Raw genomic sequence first — 15,689 nt, 5'->3', positions numbered from 1 at the left:
AAATGTTTTCAAAGACATGTATACCTCCTTGAAAAACATTTGTTCTGAAACCAGAACGCGAAAGAGATAAGACCCAAAGAGCAAGTGTCAAGCAGCAAATATCGCCCTTGATGATATATCTACATGCTATCCGCCCGATTCATTTGTATATTTAGTCCTGTTCCTCCTGTGTCGGATGTGAATGCCGTGAGGGCCGCTGGCGAATCACTCCGCCAGCGGCCCCTCCCCGTGTGCGAATGTGTGGTTTCCGAAGGGGCCCGCCCTACCCCTTCTGGAATGCCTCCCAGTCGGACAGGAAGGCGGCCAGGCCGGAGTCGGTCAGGGGGTGGCGGATGAGCTGGGTCAGGGTGGCGTAAGGCAGGGTGACCACGTCCGCGCCGATCAGGGCCGCATCGAGCACGTGCATGGGGTGGCGCACACTGGCCACCAGGATTTCCGTGCCGAACTCGTAGTTGTCGAACATGGTCCGTATCTGCTCCACGCATTCCATGCCGCTCTGGGAGAGGCCGTCGAGCCGACCCACGAAGGGCGAGACATAGGCCGCGCCCAGCTTGGCCGCCAGCAGCGCCTGGGCGGGCGAGAAGACCAGGGTGGCGTTGACCCGGATGCCGCGCTCGCCAAGCTCGCGCATGGCCTTGAGCCCCTCGGCGATCAGCGGAATCTTGACCACCACGTTTTCGCCGAAGGACACGAGGTCCTTGGCCTCCTTGATCATTTCCTCATGGGTGGTGGCGATCACCTCAAGGCTCACCGGGCCGTCCACCAGCTCGCAGATGCGCTCGGCCTGCACGCGCCAGTCGCCCCCCTCGCGGGCCATGATGGTGGGGTTGGTGGTCACGCCGTCAAGCAGACCCAGTTCCTTCACCTCGCGGATCTGCTCCACATTGGCCGTATCCAGAAAAAACCGCATGTATCCTCCTTGGCGACGTGGTGACAACCCATTGACCTTTCTCGATTTGCACCGACCATAGCACAATCTGCCAAGGGGTCAAACAGTGCGGCAACGGCCTGCCCATTCCCCTTTCCCACGGCCCGTATTTTGGATACATTGGCCACCATGCCGACCACACATCCTGTCCACGTCATCGGGCTCGCCCCAGGCTCCCTCGAACTGCCGCCCCGCGCCCGCGAGGTGCTGGCCCGCGCCGATATTGTGGCGGGCGGCAAGCGCCTCCTGGCCGCCTGCCCGGACGATCTGATTCCCAAGGGAGCCGAGCGGCTGCCCATCACCGGCCATCTCTCCCCCGTGCTCGACACCATCCGCAAGGCCGCGTCCAAGGGCCGCACAGTGGTCGTGCTCTGCGATGGCGACCCGCTCTTCTTCGGCATCGGCAAGCGGCTGGCCGAGGAACTGGGCAGCGAAAACCTGATCGTGGAGCCCAACCTCTCCACCGTGCAGCTGGCCGCGGCCCGGCTCGGCCTGCCCTGGCAGGCCATGGACTTCGTCTCCCTGCACGGCCGCGACGACTTTTCGCCCCTCTACGCCGCCCTGGTCCGCGCCGATCTCATCGCCGTGTTCACCGATGCCGAAAACACCCCGGCCGAGGTGGCCCGCGCCCTGCTCGAACGCGGGGCCGAATGCTTTGCCATGACCGTGCTCGAAGACCTGGGCACCCCGCAGGAGCAGATCCGCCCCCTGGCCCTGCCAGAGACCTGGGGCATGGAGTTCGCCCCCCTCAACCTGGTCATCCTGGAGCGGCTCTACCCGCCCGAGATCGAGCTGACCCTGGGCATTCCCGACCATTTCTACCTGCACCAGAAGAACCTGATCACCAAGCTGCCCGTGCGCGCCACCGGCCTGGCCCACCTCAACGTGGAGCCGTCCTCCACCATCTGGGATCTCGGCGCTGGCTGCGGCTCGGTCTCCATCGAGGCGTCCCACCTCGCACGGCGCGGCCGCGTCTTTGCCGTGGAGCGCCACAAGACCCGCGCGGCCATGATCCGCGAAAACATCCGCCGCACCGGCGCATGGCTGGTGGACGTGGTCCTCGGCACCATGCCCGACTGCCTCGAAGGGCTGCCCCGGCCCGACCGCGTCTTCATCGGCGGCGGCCTCGGCGGCCCCTCCAACGAGGACACCACCCTGCTCGAAATCGCCTGCGACCGCCTCAAGCCGCGCGGCCGCATGGTCATCCACTGCATCCTCCTCGACACCCTGCACGCGGCCAAGGACCACTTCCAATCCCTGGGCTGGCACTTCGGCGTCACCCAGCTCCAGGCCTCGGCCACCGACTCCCTGGCAGGCGATCTGCGCTTCAAGGCGCAAAACCCAGTATTCATCCTCTGGGCCGAAAAACCCTGACCAGAGGGGCGATAAGCGGGCGATCGCTTCGTCGCTGCGAGCGGGGCGGACCCTCGCGTATGCCAAATACGCTTCGGCCCCGCCCCGCTCTTGCTCCTTGCGCTCACCCACTTCTCGCCCCCCTGGTATTGCGCTGAAGGACGGCCCGATTGCGTCGTTGCTTCGAAGCGGGGAAACCCTCGCGTGTGCGGAATACGCTTCGGTCTTCCCCGTTTCCCTCGCCAGTTCCGTGGGCCTTCTTTCTGTCCACGCTGGTCACACCATCTTCGACTTCACTTACGGCAGATAGACAATGGGCGGAGCGTCGTAGCGCCAGTTCGTTGGCTTGCGTCTCGGGCGAAACTCGGCGGAAGCGGAGTCTTCGACGCTTCCAACTGTTTCGCCAGCGAGCCGACGTTACTGGCGCGCGGCGCGGGAGACCCGATCACAGTATAACGAGCGGTTTTTGCTTACTTTTGGGCGCTCCGGTCCAAAAGTAAGTCGGCCCGAAGGGACGAAACTCTTCCCGGCAATGCCTTCGGTGGCCGTAGAGAGGGAGAGGGGAAAAAGAGTTGGGCAATCACATCGAATTCCCCGTCAACGCCTTGAGGGGGAAATAGATTGTCCCATCCCGCGATTATTCGATGCGTTTGCCCTGATATCGCAAGCCGGGCCGCTTGGCCTGAGAACGCCTTTGGTGTATCCCGGGGGCACGAACTTCAGGCAAGGAGCGCCATGACACCCACCGTTGAGACCACCCGATTTGTTGCCATAGATTTCGAGACTGCGGACGCCAAGCGCGATTCGGCCTGCGCCGTGGGCCTTGTGGTGGTGGACCGGGGCGAGATCGTGGCCCGCGAGTATCGCCTCATCCGGCCGCCCAGGCGGCGGTTCAATCCCTTCTGCGTCCAGGTCCACGGCATCCTCTGGGAAGATGTGGCCGACCAGCCCGCCTTTGGCCAACTGTGGCCGGAGCTGGTGCCGCTCTTCGCGGGCGCGGATTTCCTCGTGGCCCACAACGCCTCCTTTGACAAGTCCGTGCTCAATGCCTGCTGCCGGGAGTCGCGCTGCGCAACCCCGGCGCAGCCGTTTCTGTGCACCGTGCAACTGGCGCGCACCACCTGGCAGCTGCCGTCCAACAAGCTGCCCTGCGTCTGCGACCACCTGGGCATCGACCTCACCCACCACCACGCCGCGTCCGATGCCGAGGCCTGCGCGCGCATCGCCATCCAGGGGCTGCGGCAGAATCCGGCCTTTCTGGGGAGGGTGCTCTGATGGACGACAGGAAGGGCGATGTCATGGGCATGGTCCATTTCATCGGCGCGGGACCGGGCGATCCCGAACTGCTGACCATCAAGGGCCAGCGGCTCATCGCCAGGGCGGACCTCGTCCTCTACGCCGGATCGCTGGTGCCGCCCGAGGTGGTGGCCTGCGCCCGGCCCGGTGCGCGGGTGGTCGATTCCGCGCCACTCTCCCTTGACCAGACCCACGCCCTGATCATGGAGACCGTGCGCCAGGGTGGCTCCGTGGCCCGGGTCCACACCGGCGACCCATCCCTGTACGGGGCCATCCGCGAGCAGATGGACCTGCTGGCGCGTGAAGGCGTATCCTGCGCCGTGGTGCCGGGCGTGACCTCGGCATGTGCCGCTGCGGCCCTGGCCGGGCGGTCCTATACCGTGCCCGGTGTCACCCAGACCCTGATCCTGACCCGGCTGGCGGGCAGGACCCCGGTGCCCGAAGCCGAATCCTTGCGCTCCCTGGCCGCCCACGGCTCGGCCATGTGCGTCTATCTTTCGGCCGGAGACCCAGAGGGCGTGCAGCGCGAACTGCTGGCAGGCGGGCTGGCTCCGGCTACCCTGGTGATCGTGGCCCATCGCGTGGGCTGGCCCGATCAGGCCGTGGCCGAGACCGATCTGGCCCATCTGGCGCCCACGGCCCGCGCCCGCGGATTCACGCGCCAGACGGTCTTCCTGGTCCTGCCCGGCCAGGGTGGCCACGATGCGGCGAGCGCCCGCTCCCTGCTCTACGATCCCGAATTTTCCCACATGTTCCGCACCTAGGAGACGCCATGGAAACCCTGACCATCCGCACCCGCGAGCGCGAGGAAATGCTCGACATCACCGGGCAGCTGCGCGCCCTCGTCCGCGCCCAGGGCTGGACCGATGGCTTGCTGCTCCTCCACTGCCCGCACACCACCGGGGCCGTGACCATCAACGAAGGTGCGGACCCGGACGTGGTCCGGGACATCCTCGTCAACCTGCGCGAGCTCGTCCCCAGGCACGGCGACTACCACCACGCCGAGGGCAACTCCGACGCCCACATCAAGTCGGGCCTCTTCGGCTGCGACCAGATGCTCATGGCCGAGGGCGGCGACATCCGGCTGGGCACCTGGCAGAAGGTCTACTTCTGCGAATTCGACGGCCCGAGAACGCGCGAGGTGTGGGTGAAGTTTTTGGGCGGGGCGTAGCGGTTCGCCATGGGTGACAACCCAAAATAAATGGGCAAAATCTATCGGCGCTGAATGGTCGGGCAAGGATTGATGTTTCACCCTCAATACACGGAGAGTTCCATGTCCAGTCTGGTTCGGTATTCTTTTGTTGCAGTGGCACTGGCGGTGTGGTGTCTTGTTGGGCTGAGTGTCGAGGTCAGTGCCGGGGCGCGCACTGCGCGCAGCGATGTGGAACTGGTGGTCACCGTGGCCGCCACCGGGCTGGCCGGTCAGGTCCAGGGGGTGGCGGACAGAGAGGAGCAGCTCCGGGTGATCGGCAAGTTCGTGACCGCCTCGCGCTTTTTTGCCGACAACACCGGATATTTCTTTGTCTACGACACCAAAGGCGTCTGTGTGGCTCATGGTTCCACCCCCGCGCTCGTCGGCCGCTCCCTTATCGACTATGAGGACGAGAAGGGATTCCCGGTCATCCGGGCCATCGTGGACACGGGGCGGGCCGGGGGCGGGTTCCTGGAATACCTCTGGGACAAGCCAGACGCGGCCGGAAGCCACGAGAAGCTCGGCTATGTCATGCCCATCCCGGGCACGGATTTCATTATCGGGTCAGGTCTATATCTATCCGAAATAACAGATGAGTGATTGTTTCTAGTTGCGAAGCCAAGGCGCGGCCACGGTTCTATCTGACGTTCTGGACGCGCAGGTAGAGCATCAGGCCAAGCATGGTCAGCAGGATGCCGAGCCAGCCCAAGGGCCCGGGGAGCGCGCCGCCCAGCAGGATGGCCTCGCCAGCCAGGGAGAAGATCACCTCCATGGACTGGGTGCTGTCTGCTGCGGCCAGCTCGGACGCGGACTTTGCCGCGTGTCGCGCGTAGAGAAACAGGCTGGTGGCAACGATGCCCGAAAACACGGCCACCAGGGCGGTGCCCGCCACCTGGTCCATGGTCGGGAGCGGCGGGGTGGTCACGGCGATGAGGATGATCCACAGGGGCAGCGAGCCCAGGGTCAGGAGCAGCACCCGGCAAAAGGGATCGTCCATGGCCGGGGAGTCGAGCCTTGGCAGGCGGCGCAGGGTGCCCTGGCGCGCCTCCCAGACCAGTTGGTTGCCAAAGGGGTAGGCAAAGGCCGCCAGCAGCACCGGCACCGCGCCCAGCAACACGTCGCGCCACGATCCGGCCGCGGCCTGTTCCCAGTTGACCAGCAGCACGCCGGCAAAGATGAGCAGGGTCAGGGCCATGGCCCGCAGCGGCACGGCCCGGCCAAAGGCGAGCAGGACCACGGGCGTGGCCAGGATGGTGGTCTGCCAGGTGGCGGCCACCACCCAGCCCGGGGTGTAGGATGCGCTGAAGGTGATCAGGGCGTAGAACATGCCGAACCCCACGCCACCGGCCAGGGTCCAGAAGACGAAGTGGCGGGCGTAGAGCCGGAGCGTTTCGATCAGCAGGCTGCGGCGGAAGACGAGGAGCCCGGCCCCCAGCAGGGCGAGCATCCAGAAATAGCGCAGGCTGGCCGACCAGATCCAGTGGCCGCCCTCCAGGCTCATGGCCCGGTTGAGGACAAAGGTGGAGCTGAAAAACAGGGCGGCCAGCACACCGACAAGGATGATCTTCACGATGTTTCCCCTGTTGTGCCAGGAGCCTGGGCAGGATAGTCCACGCAAATCAGGGTCAGCCCATGGGGCGGGGCCGTGGCCGGAGCCTGGGCGCGGTCGGCATTGTGCAGGATGCGGGCGGCGTCGTCCGGGGTGATCCGGCCCCGGCCGCAGGCCACGAGGCAGCCCACCAGGTTGCGCACCATCTGTTTGAGAAAACCATCCGCCGTGAATCGCCACACGCTCTCCTCGGCCGTTGGGCCGGGGTGGCGCGAGATGTCGCTGATGGTGCGGATGGTGGATTTGACCGGGGTGCCCGTGTTCTGGAAGGCGGCGAAATCGTGCTCGCCCATGAGCCGGTGCGCCGCCTCGTCCATGGCCGCGAAATCAAGAGGGCCGCAATTCCAGACGAATCGCCGCCGCTGGGGCAGGCAGAAGGTGCGCTCGTGCCACAGGCCGTACTCGTAAGTCTTGGCCAGGGCGTGATAGCGGGCGTGGAAATCGTCGGCCACCCGGTGGCAGCGGAGCACGCGCACGTCCGGCGGCAGGGTGGCGTTGAGGGCGCTCTGCCAGGGGATGGCACTCCGGCTCTGCGGGCAGTCGAAATGGGCTCTCTGGCCCAGGGCGTGGACCCCGGCATCGGTGCGGCCCGAGCCATGGACTCGGACGGGCGCGCCCGCGATGGCGGCCAGGGCGGCTTCCACCTCGCCCTGCACGGTCCTGTCGCCGGACTGGAGCTGCCAGCCGGAGAAGTCGGTGCCATCGTAGGCCAGGGTGAGCAGGAAGCGGGGCATGGCGCGATCCCATGGGTTGCGGGTGTCAGGGCCCATGAAGGGGCCGGGTATTCACTTACGCCATGATGCGATGTTTTTGAAGCGTCAATTTCCGAGCGGTAACGGCAAGGGCGGGGCCATCCCGAGGATGGTCCCGCCCTGATGGTTGAAAGGGGGGTGCGGTTTATTGGTCCTGCATGAAGGGTATCTGGAGCTGGGTCAGCCGCTCAGAGAGGTCGGCGGCCTTCTTGGCCTCCACAAAGGAGAGAATCTCGCCCGCCTGCCTGCCGCGCATGCCCGACAGAACCTTGACGGCCAGTTCCGTGTCCATGGACTGGAGAATCTCGGCCGCCTTCTTGGCCTTGGTGTTGGCGAGCATGTCCACCAGCTGGCGCACGCGCTGGTCCCTGATGTTCTGGGCCTCGTCGAGCATCTGCTTGATCTCTGCGTGGAGCTTCTCGACCCTGAGCGCCTCGGCGCGGATGGACGCCTCCATCTCCTGCAGGGTGCGCTCCTTGATGGCCAGTTCCTCTTCCTTGCGTTTGAGAGCGCGCCATTCGCTTGGCAGGTTCTGTTCGGTGCGCACCTCGGCGGCCGCACTGTCGGCCGCAGTTTCCTGGGCGGCGGCGCGGTTGGCGGCCGAGTCGGCCTCGTCGGCGACCGGGGTGGGCGGGGTTGCCGGGGCTGCGGGCGGCTGGTCCTGGGCCTGGGCCACGGCTGCGACGCCGAGCCCCTGGGCTGTTTCGGGCATGACGGTGCGCACGATGCCGAGCGTCACGGAATCGACACTGAGCAGGCCGAACACGGCGAGCTTGAGCAGGGCCAGAATGACGAGGCTGGCCAGAACCCTAGATATCTTCATGTTCGTACCGAAGGGTTGCCATCTCGTCGTTTTCCTTTGCTTCGCGGGCTGTCTCATGGGCATGATGTTTCCTGGCCTGGGTTTCCTTGAGCTTCTCAAGCAGCTTTTTGTCCCGGGAGCGATCCACCGCTTCCTGGCGGCGCACATGCAATTTGTGCTCCAACTGGCTCAAGGCGGATCGCTCGCGAAAGAGGTCCTGTTCCAGGGCGTCCTTGTATTGCCGCCACAGCCACATCTCGTTGGCGTTGCGGTTGGCCTCGGCGGACCGGGTCAGATGTTCTCCAAGGCGCGACTCGATGTCGGCCACCCGGGCTGCCTGTTCGTCGCGGGCTGCCTGGGCGCGGGCCAGGGCTCCCCGGGCCTGCTCCTCAAGCTGGCTGCGGTAGTCGAGCACCCTCTGGAGCTTGAAGGAAAACGGTCTGGTCATGCGTGTCCCGCCGTATCGGTCAGGCCCCGGCGGCGGCCAGGGGGGCCAGCCCGCAGTAGCCGAGCTGTTTGGAGTCGTCGGTCCAGCGCCACATCATGCACATGGTGCCCTGGCACATCTTCATCTTGTCGTCGCTGGTCTTGAGCAGGGGACAGAATCTGAATTTCGCTTCGCTCTCGCTGGCGGGCACGGCGCTCTCCTTGGGTTGAAGACAAACGGCGCGCCGCAGGGATGCAGCGCGCCGTCATGATAGCGTGGTTTCGGCCGGTTGGCTAGCTGCCGGGCTCGGTTTCCGCCTCCGGGGCGGCCACGGCGGCCACGGGCGAGGCGCACATGTCGAGCAGGGCGTCCATGCCGATCATGCACTTGAGCTTTTGCAGGGCGAGGACGCTGCGGCGCGCGTCCGCGTCCAGCACCTCGGCGTAGGCCCCGTCGGCGATGACCCTGGCGTACTCCCGTTTCTTGAGCTTGGGGTTGTCGGCGAAGCGGATCTCGAAGTTGCGGGCGTACTCGGCGATCTGGGCGTCCACCTCGGCCTTGGGCAGGGCGGCCACGGCGCGCATGCCAGCAGCCACCTCGCCCGGGGTCAGGGCCTTGGATTCGAGCACCTTGCTGAAGCTGCGGGCGTAGCGCAGGCTGCCGTCATAAATATGGCTGCGCTTGACCACGTTCATGCCTGCCCAGCCCGCCTTGAGCCACTTGAACAGGAAGACCGAGCTGCGGGGCGCGGCCGCATCGTGCTCGGTGAATATCTGGACCGAGCCGGAGTTGTACATGAAGGTGTCCATCCAGCCGATCATGCCCTTGTTCAGCCCCTCGATGTCGGAGTAGAAGTAGTCCCACTGCTGGTCGTCGAGGATGGCGCCCTTGCGGCCGACATCGGATTTGTCGGGCTGCTCGGAGATGGAGATGGCCACGTTCATGCCCTGGTGCCTGAGCAGGATGATCAGCCGGTCGAGATCATAGCGGTAGTAGGCCTCGGCAAAGGAATCCGGGGTGTTGACCTCGAACTCGCGGCCGCGCACCAGCACCGGCTCGCCCAAGGTGGGCAGTTCGTCCCACAGCTTGCGCTCGCGGGTAAGAAATTCGCTGCCTTCGTGCCAACCCGAGAGGCGCAGCACCGCCGGACAGAGCAGGAAGTTGGGAATGTCCGGGTTGTAGAAGTAGCGCAGGATGGTGTCCAGCGAGGTGTCCACCTCCTTGCGCAGGCACACGCCCTGGCCGCCGAAGCGCCGGGCGGGCTCGATGTCCTTGGGGTCGTCCTGCATGGAGGTCACGAAGTCGAGCATGGCTGTGATCTTGCCCTGGTCAAAGGGCGCGGCCGGGTCGCGCAGCACCTCGAAGAGATGGTCGATGCCAGTCTCCACGGCCTGATCAAGCGGATCGGGATTCACGGATAGCTTCACGCCCATGATGCCGCCCTCCTCGTCGTCGGCCAGGGCGGGCGCGGCCGCAAACGGGGCGGCGGCCAGGGCCAGGACAAGGAACAGACAGAGGGCGGCGCGGCCGGAAACCAGGGCGGGAACGCTCTCGGAAAAACGGAAAATATTTATCATGCGGTAATAGTCATCCTCCCCGCCTGGGGCGGGTTCGGTGGGTTGGTAACGTCTTTTGACAAGATAGTAACGTTTGCGGTTTTTGGCAAGTTCATTCGTCGCTCCCTGCCCGGGTGGCCACCGGGGGGCTTTGGGGGGGGGCGGGGTCACTCCTCGCGTTTGCGTCGCAAGTCCAGCAGGTCCACCCGGGTTACGGCGCGGTTGCCGAAGCGGCGGCGCACGGCGTCCACGGCCAGGTCGATTCCGCTGGTGGCCTCGGCCTCGCGCGGGGACGCTTCGAGCAGGGAGAGCTGCCGGGGGCGCGGCTCGAACCCGGACACGCCAACCCCGATGAGGCGCACGGCCCGGCGCAGTTCGAGCAGGTCGAGCAGGGCGCGGGCGGTCTCGAAGATGAGGGCGGTGCTGTCGGTGCGCGCGTCCAGTGTGCGGCTGCGCGTGATCTGGGTGAAGTCCGCGTACTTGACCTTGAGGGTCACGGTGCGCCCCTTGTACCCGTGGCCGCGCAGGTCCGCGCCCACGCGCTCGGCCTGGGCCAGCAGCCAGCGGGTGAGCACGGCCCGGTCCGAGGTATCCTCGGCAAAGGTGTTTTCCGCGCTGCTGCTCTTGGCCTCGCTGGTGGGCGTCACCCCCCCGGGGTCGATGCCCCTGGCCCGGTCGTGGAGCACTCCGCCGTACTTGCCGATGCGCCGCTCCCAGTATTCGCGCGGCCGGGCCAGGATGTCGGCGCAGGTGCGCGCGCCCATGGTCCGCAGGGTCTCGGCCAGCTTGGCCCCCACGCCCGGAATCCGGCCCACGGGCAGGGTGCGCAGGAAGTCGGCCATCTCGTCGGGCCGGATGATGTACATGCCGTCGGGCTTGTTCACGTCCGAGGCGATCTTGGCCAGGAAGCGGACCGGGGCCGCGCCCACCGAGCAGGTCAGGCCCGTGGTCTCGCGAACGCGCGCCTTGATCCGTCGCCCCACCTCGTCGATGGGGCCGAAGAGCCGCTCAAGGCCTGTGGCGTCGAGGTACGCCTCGTCCACGCTGGCCTGCTCCACGGTGGGCGAGAATTCGCGCAGCACGGCCATGACCTGGCCCGAGATTTCCTTGTAGCGGCCCATGCGGCCGGGCACCAGGAGGATGTCCGGGCAGAGTCGGCGCGCCTTGACCACGCTCATGGCCGAGCGCACGCCGTACTTTCGCGCCTCGTAGCTGGCGGCAGAGACCACGCTGCGGTCCGACGTGCCGCCCACGGCCAAGGGCTTGCCCCGGTACTCGGGGTGATCGAGCTGCTCCACCGAAGCGAAGAAGGCGTCCATGTCGATATGGAGAATCCAGGTCTGCACGGCCCGATCATATCCCTGCGGGGGCACTTTGTTAAGGGGCTGTGGGCAACGGAAGCGGGGGGCTATTTCTTTGGGCCGTACTTGTCCACGAACCATTGCACCTGGCGGCACACGCCCATGAGCAGGTTGAACTCGTTGCGCCGCAGGTTGATCTTGGCAAAGAAGCGGCGCACCGGGAGCATCCAGTAGTCCGGGTTGTCGTCCTTGAGAAAGTCGATGGCCAGCAGGGTTTCGCGCAGGTTCTCGAAGAGCGCCTCCTGCTCCTGCACCGTGGTGGCGCGTTCCTCTGGCGGGCCGTCCGGGGTGAAGGGCGTGTCCAGGGCGCGCTTGAAGCACTCGTAGAGGACCACCACCACGGCCTGGGCCAGGTTGAGGGAGGTGCCCTCGCGGCTGGTGGGGATGGTCATCAGCCCTGAGCAGATTGAGGTTTCGTCGTTGGTCAGGCCCGTGTCCTCGGGGCCGAAGAGGATGGCCACCCTCCCGCCCGAGCGCAGCCGCTCGTCCACCGTCCCGGCCAGGGTGGCCGGGCTCATGATCCCCTTGCGCCAGCCGCCGGTGCGGGCCGTGGTGCCGTACACCGCGGTGAATCCATCCACAGCCTCGGCCAAGGTGTTCACCACGCGGGCGGTGTCGAGGATGTGGCGGGCGTGGCTGGTGGCCAGGGGCCGGGCCTTGTCCAGGTCGAGGTTGTACGGGGCCACGAGGATGAGCTGCGACACGCCCATGTTCAGGCAGGCGCGGGCAACGGAACCGATGTTTTCCGGATACTTGGGCCGAAACAGGATCACGGCGAGATCGTCGAGCATGCCCCCTCCGAGGTGCGTGGGTTGCGGGTCGCCCCGGACCCCGGCCATGTATCACAGGCCGCCCGGATGTCAAAGAGCGCTTCGTGGGCCGTGCAGGCAAGGTTGCTCTTTGGCCGGAGCCGCACCTCGGTGAAGGCGATGCCACTGCACCGAGGAGAGATTGAGCGCTCAATCAATGCAAAATGTCTGCCGGTGTCCGTGCAGCATGATTGTGACTGATCGGTCAGTCAGGCGGCGTGGCGGTTGTGCAGGGCGTCTTCCTTTGATTGAGCGCTCCGTCAAATGACAATGATATTGGAACTCTATGCAGTGGTGGTGGTGATGCATAAGGCCAATCCGCAAAATGCGTTGAAGCATTTGATGTTTTGTGCCACAACAGGCTACCGGTTGGGGCTTCCCCCTGCCGGGCGTTGTTTGTCCGGCCACGCCATGGCCGACAAGAGAGGTTGCGGTCCACATCAACATTTCTGCGGTTCTTTCAGGAGGAAACATGAAACGATTTTTGATTCTGGGCATCGCCCTGGTGGCGGTGCTCGGCATGTCGTTCACGGCCGAGGCCAAAAAGCGCTACGTATTCGGCGGCGGCCCGGCCGGCGGTACGTTCCAGGTGGTGGCCAACGCCGTCCAGGTCTTTGATCCGGTCAAGGACAACCCGGACTTCTCCATCAAGGCCCAGTCCTCGGGCGGCTCCACCGAGAACCTGCGCACCGTCAACGCCGGGCGCGTCCATTTCGCCACCGTGTATGCGGGCGAGGTCTTCCTGGGCCGCAACGCCATGATGACCGGCGATCCCAACAAGTACGAGAATGTCCTGGTGGCGGGCTACCTCTTCGGCGCACCGGCCCAGCTGGTGGTCCGCAAGGGCGCGGGCATCACCTCCACCAAGGACCTCGTGGGCAAGAAGGTGGGCGTGGGCAACGCGGGCTCCGGCGCCTTTGCCAACTGCGAGCGTTTCTTCACCCACATGGGGGTGTGGGACAAGATCGAGCGCAACGCCATGGGCTACAACGACGCGGCCCAGGCCTTCGGCAACGAGCAGCTCGACGCCTTCTGGCTGCTGACCAACGCCCCGGCGGGCGCGGTGATGATGGCCGCCCAGACCAACAACATCGACCTCATCGACGTGCTCAAGGACGCCGAGGCCTCCGGCTACTTCGACAAGTATCCCTACTTCGACAAGGAAACCATCCCGGCCGGGACCTATCGCGGCGTGGACCGCGACACCGGCTCCTTCTCCGACTCCGCCCTGCTGGTGGTCAACGCGAACGTCGAAGCCGACCATGTCTACGAACTGCTGAAGATGATCTGGTCCGACGCGGGCCTGAAGCACATGGTCGAGCAGAAGAAGAGCTTTGACGTCATGAGCGTGGCCGACGGCCTCAGGGGCGTGAATCCCGCCGCCACTCCGCTGCATCCCGGTGCCGAGAGGTTCTGGAAGGAGATGGGCGTCCTCAAGTAAGCAGATTCCGACGGTGAATCGCCGGGAGACGGACCGGGGCATTGCCCTGGCCCGTCTCCCGGCCTCCTCCCGCCGTGGGCGGGGGGTCTGTCGTGGCGGCCCCGGGTCGTGCGGCAGCAGGCGTCGGTGCGCCCGGCCGCAGTCCGCATCAGGATGCGGCACTGGTCGCAATTTCTCGGCATCACAGATAAAACAACTGCCAGTGCGGCAGTCGCGAGTGCCCAATGTACGACAAATTACACAGGCTGGAGCAATATCTCTTTGACTTCCTCTCGGTGGCCTTGGTCCTGTTCTACTCCTGGTCCGCGGTCTTCGAGCCTGCTGCCACCCAGTATCACCGCGGCATCTACGTCATCATCACGTACCTGCTGGTCTTTCTGGTCTACAAGTCCCGCCATCCGGTTTTCCGCGTCCTCGACTATCTGCTGATGGCCGCCTCGGTGGTCTCGGTGGGCTACTGGATCATGAATTTCGAGGCCATCAACTACCGCACCGGCATCGAGACCGATCTGGACAAGTGGATGGCCATGGTCGGCGTGCTCATCGGGGTGGAGCTGGCGCGGCGCGTGGTGGGCAATGTCTTTGTGGTCATCGGCGTGGCCATGCTGCTCTTTGGCATGTACGGCGAGCACATGCCCGAGATGGTCGCCCATGCCGGGGCGAGCTTTCCGGACCTTTGTACCTCCATCTTCTACCGCAGTGACGGCGTGTTCGGCATCATGGCCAACGTGCTGGCCACCTACATCATCCTTTTCGTCCTCTTCGGGGCCTTCCTTGAGCGCTGCGGGGCGCAGAAGTTCTTCATCGACTTTCCCCTGGCAGCAGTGGGCCACAAGGTGGGCGGCCCGGCCAAGGTCTCGGTCATCGCCTCGGGGCTGTTCGGCTCCATCTCCGGCTCGGCCATCGCCAACACCGTGTCCACCGGCACCTTCACCATCCCGATGATGAAAAAGGCCGGGTTCAAGCCCCATGTGGCGGGTGCCATCGAGCCGGCCGCCTCCATCGGCGGCATGTTCATGCCGCCCATCATGGGCGCGGGCGGCTTCATCATGGCCGAGATGACCGGCCTGCCCTATTCCTACATCATGCTCGTGTCCATCTTCCCTGCCATGATGTACTTCTTCTCGGTCTTTGTCATGGTCCACTACGAGGCCAAGAAGGACAACGTGGTGGGCGAGCGCTACAAGTACAGCGCCCGCGAGATTCTCAGGAAGGAGTGGCATTACATCCTGCCGCTGGTGCTCATCACCGTGTTCATGCTGGCGGGCTACTCGCCGGGCTATTCGGCCATCGTGGGGCTGGCCTCCTGCATCGCCCTCTCCTTCAAAGGCACGAGCAAGCGCATCGACCCCACCCTGCTGCTGGTCATGAGCTTCACTGTCCTGTGTCCCTGGCTGATCAAGCTGATGGCCGTGGTGGGCGGGCCAGAGGTGGCCGCGGCCATTCGGCCCTACATGACGGGCCGGATACTGCTGGTGTATGGCCTGATCGCCACGGCGGTGGTCTTCGTGGTGCGCAGGCAGACCCTGGGCGGCATGAAGGAAGAGCTGGAGGGGTTCGTGGTGGCCGCGCGCATGGGCACCATCAATTCCCTGAAGATCGGGGCCACGGTGGGCGTCATCGGCATCATCATCGGCGTGCTGACCTATTCGGGGCTGGTGCTGACCTTTGCCGACATCGTCATCGACCTGGCTGGCGGCAACCTGATCATGACCATCCTGCTCATCGCCCTGGCCTCGCTCGTTCTCGGCATGGGTGTGCCGGTCACGGCGGCCTACCTGATCACGGCGGTGGTGGCCGTTCCGGCCCTGACGCATCTGGGCGTCAACCTGCTGGCCGCCCACTTGATCGTCTACTGGCTCTCCCAGGATTCCAACATCACTCCGCCAGTGTGCATCGCGGCCTTTGCGGGTGCCACCATCGCCGGGGCCAACATGTGGCGAACGGCCTTCACCTCGTTCAAGTTCGCCAAGTTCCTGTACATGGCCCCGTTCCTGTTCGCCTATGTCCCGGCCTTCTCGCTGGACGCCTCCCGTATGGAGATCGCCATCTGGTTCCCGATCATCACATTGGCGGTGTTTGCCTACGCCTGGCTGCTCAGCGGCATCTGGTTTGGCCCCCTCAAGCGGATGATCGGCCCTTCGGTGGCCTGATGCCGGGATT

The 15,689-nt window shown here is 65.3% G+C and carries 16 protein-coding genes; 7 read left to right on the top strand and 9 right to left on the bottom strand.

All coding sequences use genetic code 11. The features are described from left to right. Positions 1 to 262 precede the first annotated feature (262 nt). Positions 263 to 910 carry a fructose-6-phosphate aldolase gene (gene fsa / locus QQS14_RS05300; protein WP_285905872.1) on the bottom strand — a complete coding sequence of 216 codons (648 nt, stop codon included), beginning with the start codon at positions 908 to 910 and terminating at the stop codon, positions 263 to 265. Between the two features lie 147 nt (positions 911 to 1,057). Between fsa and cbiE the strand changes: the two genes are divergently transcribed. From cbiE to QQS14_RS05275, 5 genes are all read left to right on the top strand, one after another. After that, positions 1,058 to 2,302, top strand: coding sequence for a precorrin-6y C5,15-methyltransferase (decarboxylating) subunit CbiE (gene cbiE, locus QQS14_RS05295; protein WP_285905871.1), 1,245 nt, complete (start codon positions 1,058 to 1,060; stop codon positions 2,300 to 2,302). Positions 2,303 to 3,016: 714 nt separating this feature from the next. Continuing rightward, positions 3,017 to 3,556, top strand: coding sequence for a 3'-5' exonuclease (locus tag QQS14_RS05290; protein WP_285905870.1), 540 nt, complete (start codon positions 3,017 to 3,019; stop codon positions 3,554 to 3,556). Continuing rightward, complete coding sequence (gene cobM / locus QQS14_RS05285) at positions 3,556 to 4,341, top strand: precorrin-4 C(11)-methyltransferase (protein WP_285905869.1); 786 nt, start codon at positions 3,556 to 3,558, stop codon at positions 4,339 to 4,341. The genes QQS14_RS05290 and cobM overlap by 1 nt, the downstream gene beginning before the upstream one ends. Before the next feature lie 8 nt (positions 4,342 to 4,349). After that, complete coding sequence (locus QQS14_RS05280) at positions 4,350 to 4,748, top strand: secondary thiamine-phosphate synthase enzyme YjbQ (RefSeq protein WP_285905868.1); 399 nt, start codon at positions 4,350 to 4,352, stop codon at positions 4,746 to 4,748. 102 nt (positions 4,749 to 4,850) lie between these two features. Continuing rightward, positions 4,851 to 5,369: a cache domain-containing protein gene (locus tag QQS14_RS05275; RefSeq protein WP_285905867.1), complete on the top strand. Its 519-nt coding sequence runs from the start codon at positions 4,851 to 4,853 to the stop codon at positions 5,367 to 5,369. Positions 5,370 to 5,406: 37 nt separating this feature from the next. Here QQS14_RS05275 and QQS14_RS05270 read toward each other — a convergent pair whose 3' ends face one another. From QQS14_RS05270 to QQS14_RS05235, 8 genes are all read right to left on the bottom strand, one after another. Beyond that, a complete protein-coding gene (locus tag QQS14_RS05270) occupies positions 5,407 to 6,342 on the bottom strand; it encodes a DMT family transporter (protein ID WP_285905877.1) in 936 nt (311 codons plus the stop codon). Beyond that, positions 6,336 to 7,148, bottom strand: a complete 813-nt coding sequence (truA, locus tag QQS14_RS05265) for a tRNA pseudouridine(38-40) synthase TruA (RefSeq protein WP_285905866.1) — start codon at positions 7,146 to 7,148, stop codon at positions 6,336 to 6,338. The genes QQS14_RS05270 and truA overlap by 7 nt, the downstream gene beginning before the upstream one ends. Before the next feature lie 127 nt (positions 7,149 to 7,275). Then, a complete protein-coding gene (locus tag QQS14_RS05260) occupies positions 7,276 to 7,953 on the bottom strand; it encodes a MotE family protein (protein WP_285905864.1) in 678 nt (225 codons plus the stop codon). Continuing rightward, on the bottom strand, positions 7,940 to 8,380 hold the full coding sequence (gene fliJ, locus QQS14_RS05255) for a flagellar export protein FliJ (RefSeq protein ID WP_285905863.1): 441 nt from the start codon (positions 8,378 to 8,380) through the stop codon (positions 7,940 to 7,942). Before fliJ ends, QQS14_RS05260 begins: the two co-directional genes overlap by 14 nt. Positions 8,381 to 8,399: 19 nt before the next feature. Further along, positions 8,400 to 8,570 (bottom strand): hypothetical protein, encoded by a 171-nt coding sequence (locus QQS14_RS05250; protein WP_285905862.1) that lies wholly within the window; start codon positions 8,568 to 8,570, stop codon positions 8,400 to 8,402. An 82-nt stretch (positions 8,571 to 8,652) separates the two neighbouring features. Further along, complete coding sequence (locus QQS14_RS05245) at positions 8,653 to 9,936, bottom strand: hypothetical protein (RefSeq protein ID WP_285905861.1); 1,284 nt, start codon at positions 9,934 to 9,936, stop codon at positions 8,653 to 8,655. Positions 9,937 to 10,082: 146 nt separating this feature from the next. Next, positions 10,083 to 11,261: a DNA polymerase IV gene (gene dinB, locus QQS14_RS05240; RefSeq protein ID WP_345782785.1), complete on the bottom strand. Its 1,179-nt coding sequence runs from the start codon at positions 11,259 to 11,261 to the stop codon at positions 10,083 to 10,085. A gap of 62 nt (positions 11,262 to 11,323) precedes the next feature. Beyond that, the gene (locus tag QQS14_RS05235; RefSeq protein ID WP_285905860.1) at positions 11,324 to 12,067 is read right to left on the bottom strand and encodes an RNA methyltransferase; all 744 of its coding nucleotides are present in this window, start codon (positions 12,065 to 12,067) and stop codon (positions 11,324 to 11,326) included. 490 nt (positions 12,068 to 12,557) lie between these two features. On the opposite strand from QQS14_RS05235, the gene QQS14_RS05230 reads away from it, so the two are divergent. Both QQS14_RS05230 and QQS14_RS05225 read left to right on the top strand, forming a co-directional pair. Then, positions 12,558 to 13,526, top strand: coding sequence for a TAXI family TRAP transporter solute-binding subunit (locus QQS14_RS05230; RefSeq protein WP_285905859.1), 969 nt, complete (start codon positions 12,558 to 12,560; stop codon positions 13,524 to 13,526). A 224-nt stretch (positions 13,527 to 13,750) separates the two neighbouring features. Then, positions 13,751 to 15,679, top strand: a complete 1,929-nt coding sequence (locus tag QQS14_RS05225; RefSeq protein WP_285905858.1) for a TRAP transporter permease — start codon at positions 13,751 to 13,753, stop codon at positions 15,677 to 15,679. The last annotated feature ends 10 nt before the right edge of the window (positions 15,680 to 15,689 follow it).

This window comes from Pseudodesulfovibrio pelocollis (assembly GCF_030282845.1).
GTDB lineage: Bacteria > Desulfobacterota > Desulfovibrionia > Desulfovibrionales > Desulfovibrionaceae > Pseudodesulfovibrio > Pseudodesulfovibrio pelocollis.
Note: the sequence above shows the minus strand (reverse complement) of the source record. Positions and strands in the feature narration are given on the sequence as shown.

Coding starts and splice junctions, on each gene's coding strand:
- QQS14_RS05260 (WP_285905864.1), bottom strand. CDS start 7,953: ATGAAGATATCTAGGGTTCTGGCCAGCCTCGTCATTCTGGCCCTGCTC.
- cbiE (WP_285905871.1), top strand. CDS start 1,058: ATGCCGACCACACATCCTGTCCACGTCATCGGGCTCGCCCCAGGCTCC.
- QQS14_RS05280 (WP_285905868.1), top strand. CDS start 4,350: ATGGAAACCCTGACCATCCGCACCCGCGAGCGCGAGGAAATGCTCGAC.
- truA (WP_285905866.1), bottom strand. CDS start 7,148: ATGGGCCCTGACACCCGCAACCCATGGGATCGCGCCATGCCCCGCTTC.
- QQS14_RS05230 (WP_285905859.1), top strand. CDS start 12,558: ATGAAACGATTTTTGATTCTGGGCATCGCCCTGGTGGCGGTGCTCGGC.
- cobM (WP_285905869.1), top strand. CDS start 3,556: ATGGACGACAGGAAGGGCGATGTCATGGGCATGGTCCATTTCATCGGC.
- QQS14_RS05245 (WP_285905861.1), bottom strand. CDS start 9,936: ATGATAAATATTTTCCGTTTTTCCGAGAGCGTTCCCGCCCTGGTTTCC.
- QQS14_RS05225 (WP_285905858.1), top strand. CDS start 13,751: ATGTACGACAAATTACACAGGCTGGAGCAATATCTCTTTGACTTCCTC.
- fliJ (WP_285905863.1), bottom strand. CDS start 8,380: ATGACCAGACCGTTTTCCTTCAAGCTCCAGAGGGTGCTCGACTACCGC.
- QQS14_RS05275 (WP_285905867.1), top strand. CDS start 4,851: ATGTCCAGTCTGGTTCGGTATTCTTTTGTTGCAGTGGCACTGGCGGTG.
- fsa (WP_285905872.1), bottom strand. CDS start 910: ATGCGGTTTTTTCTGGATACGGCCAATGTGGAGCAGATCCGCGAGGTG.
- QQS14_RS05290 (WP_285905870.1), top strand. CDS start 3,017: ATGACACCCACCGTTGAGACCACCCGATTTGTTGCCATAGATTTCGAG.
- QQS14_RS05235 (WP_285905860.1), bottom strand. CDS start 12,067: ATGCTCGACGATCTCGCCGTGATCCTGTTTCGGCCCAAGTATCCGGAA.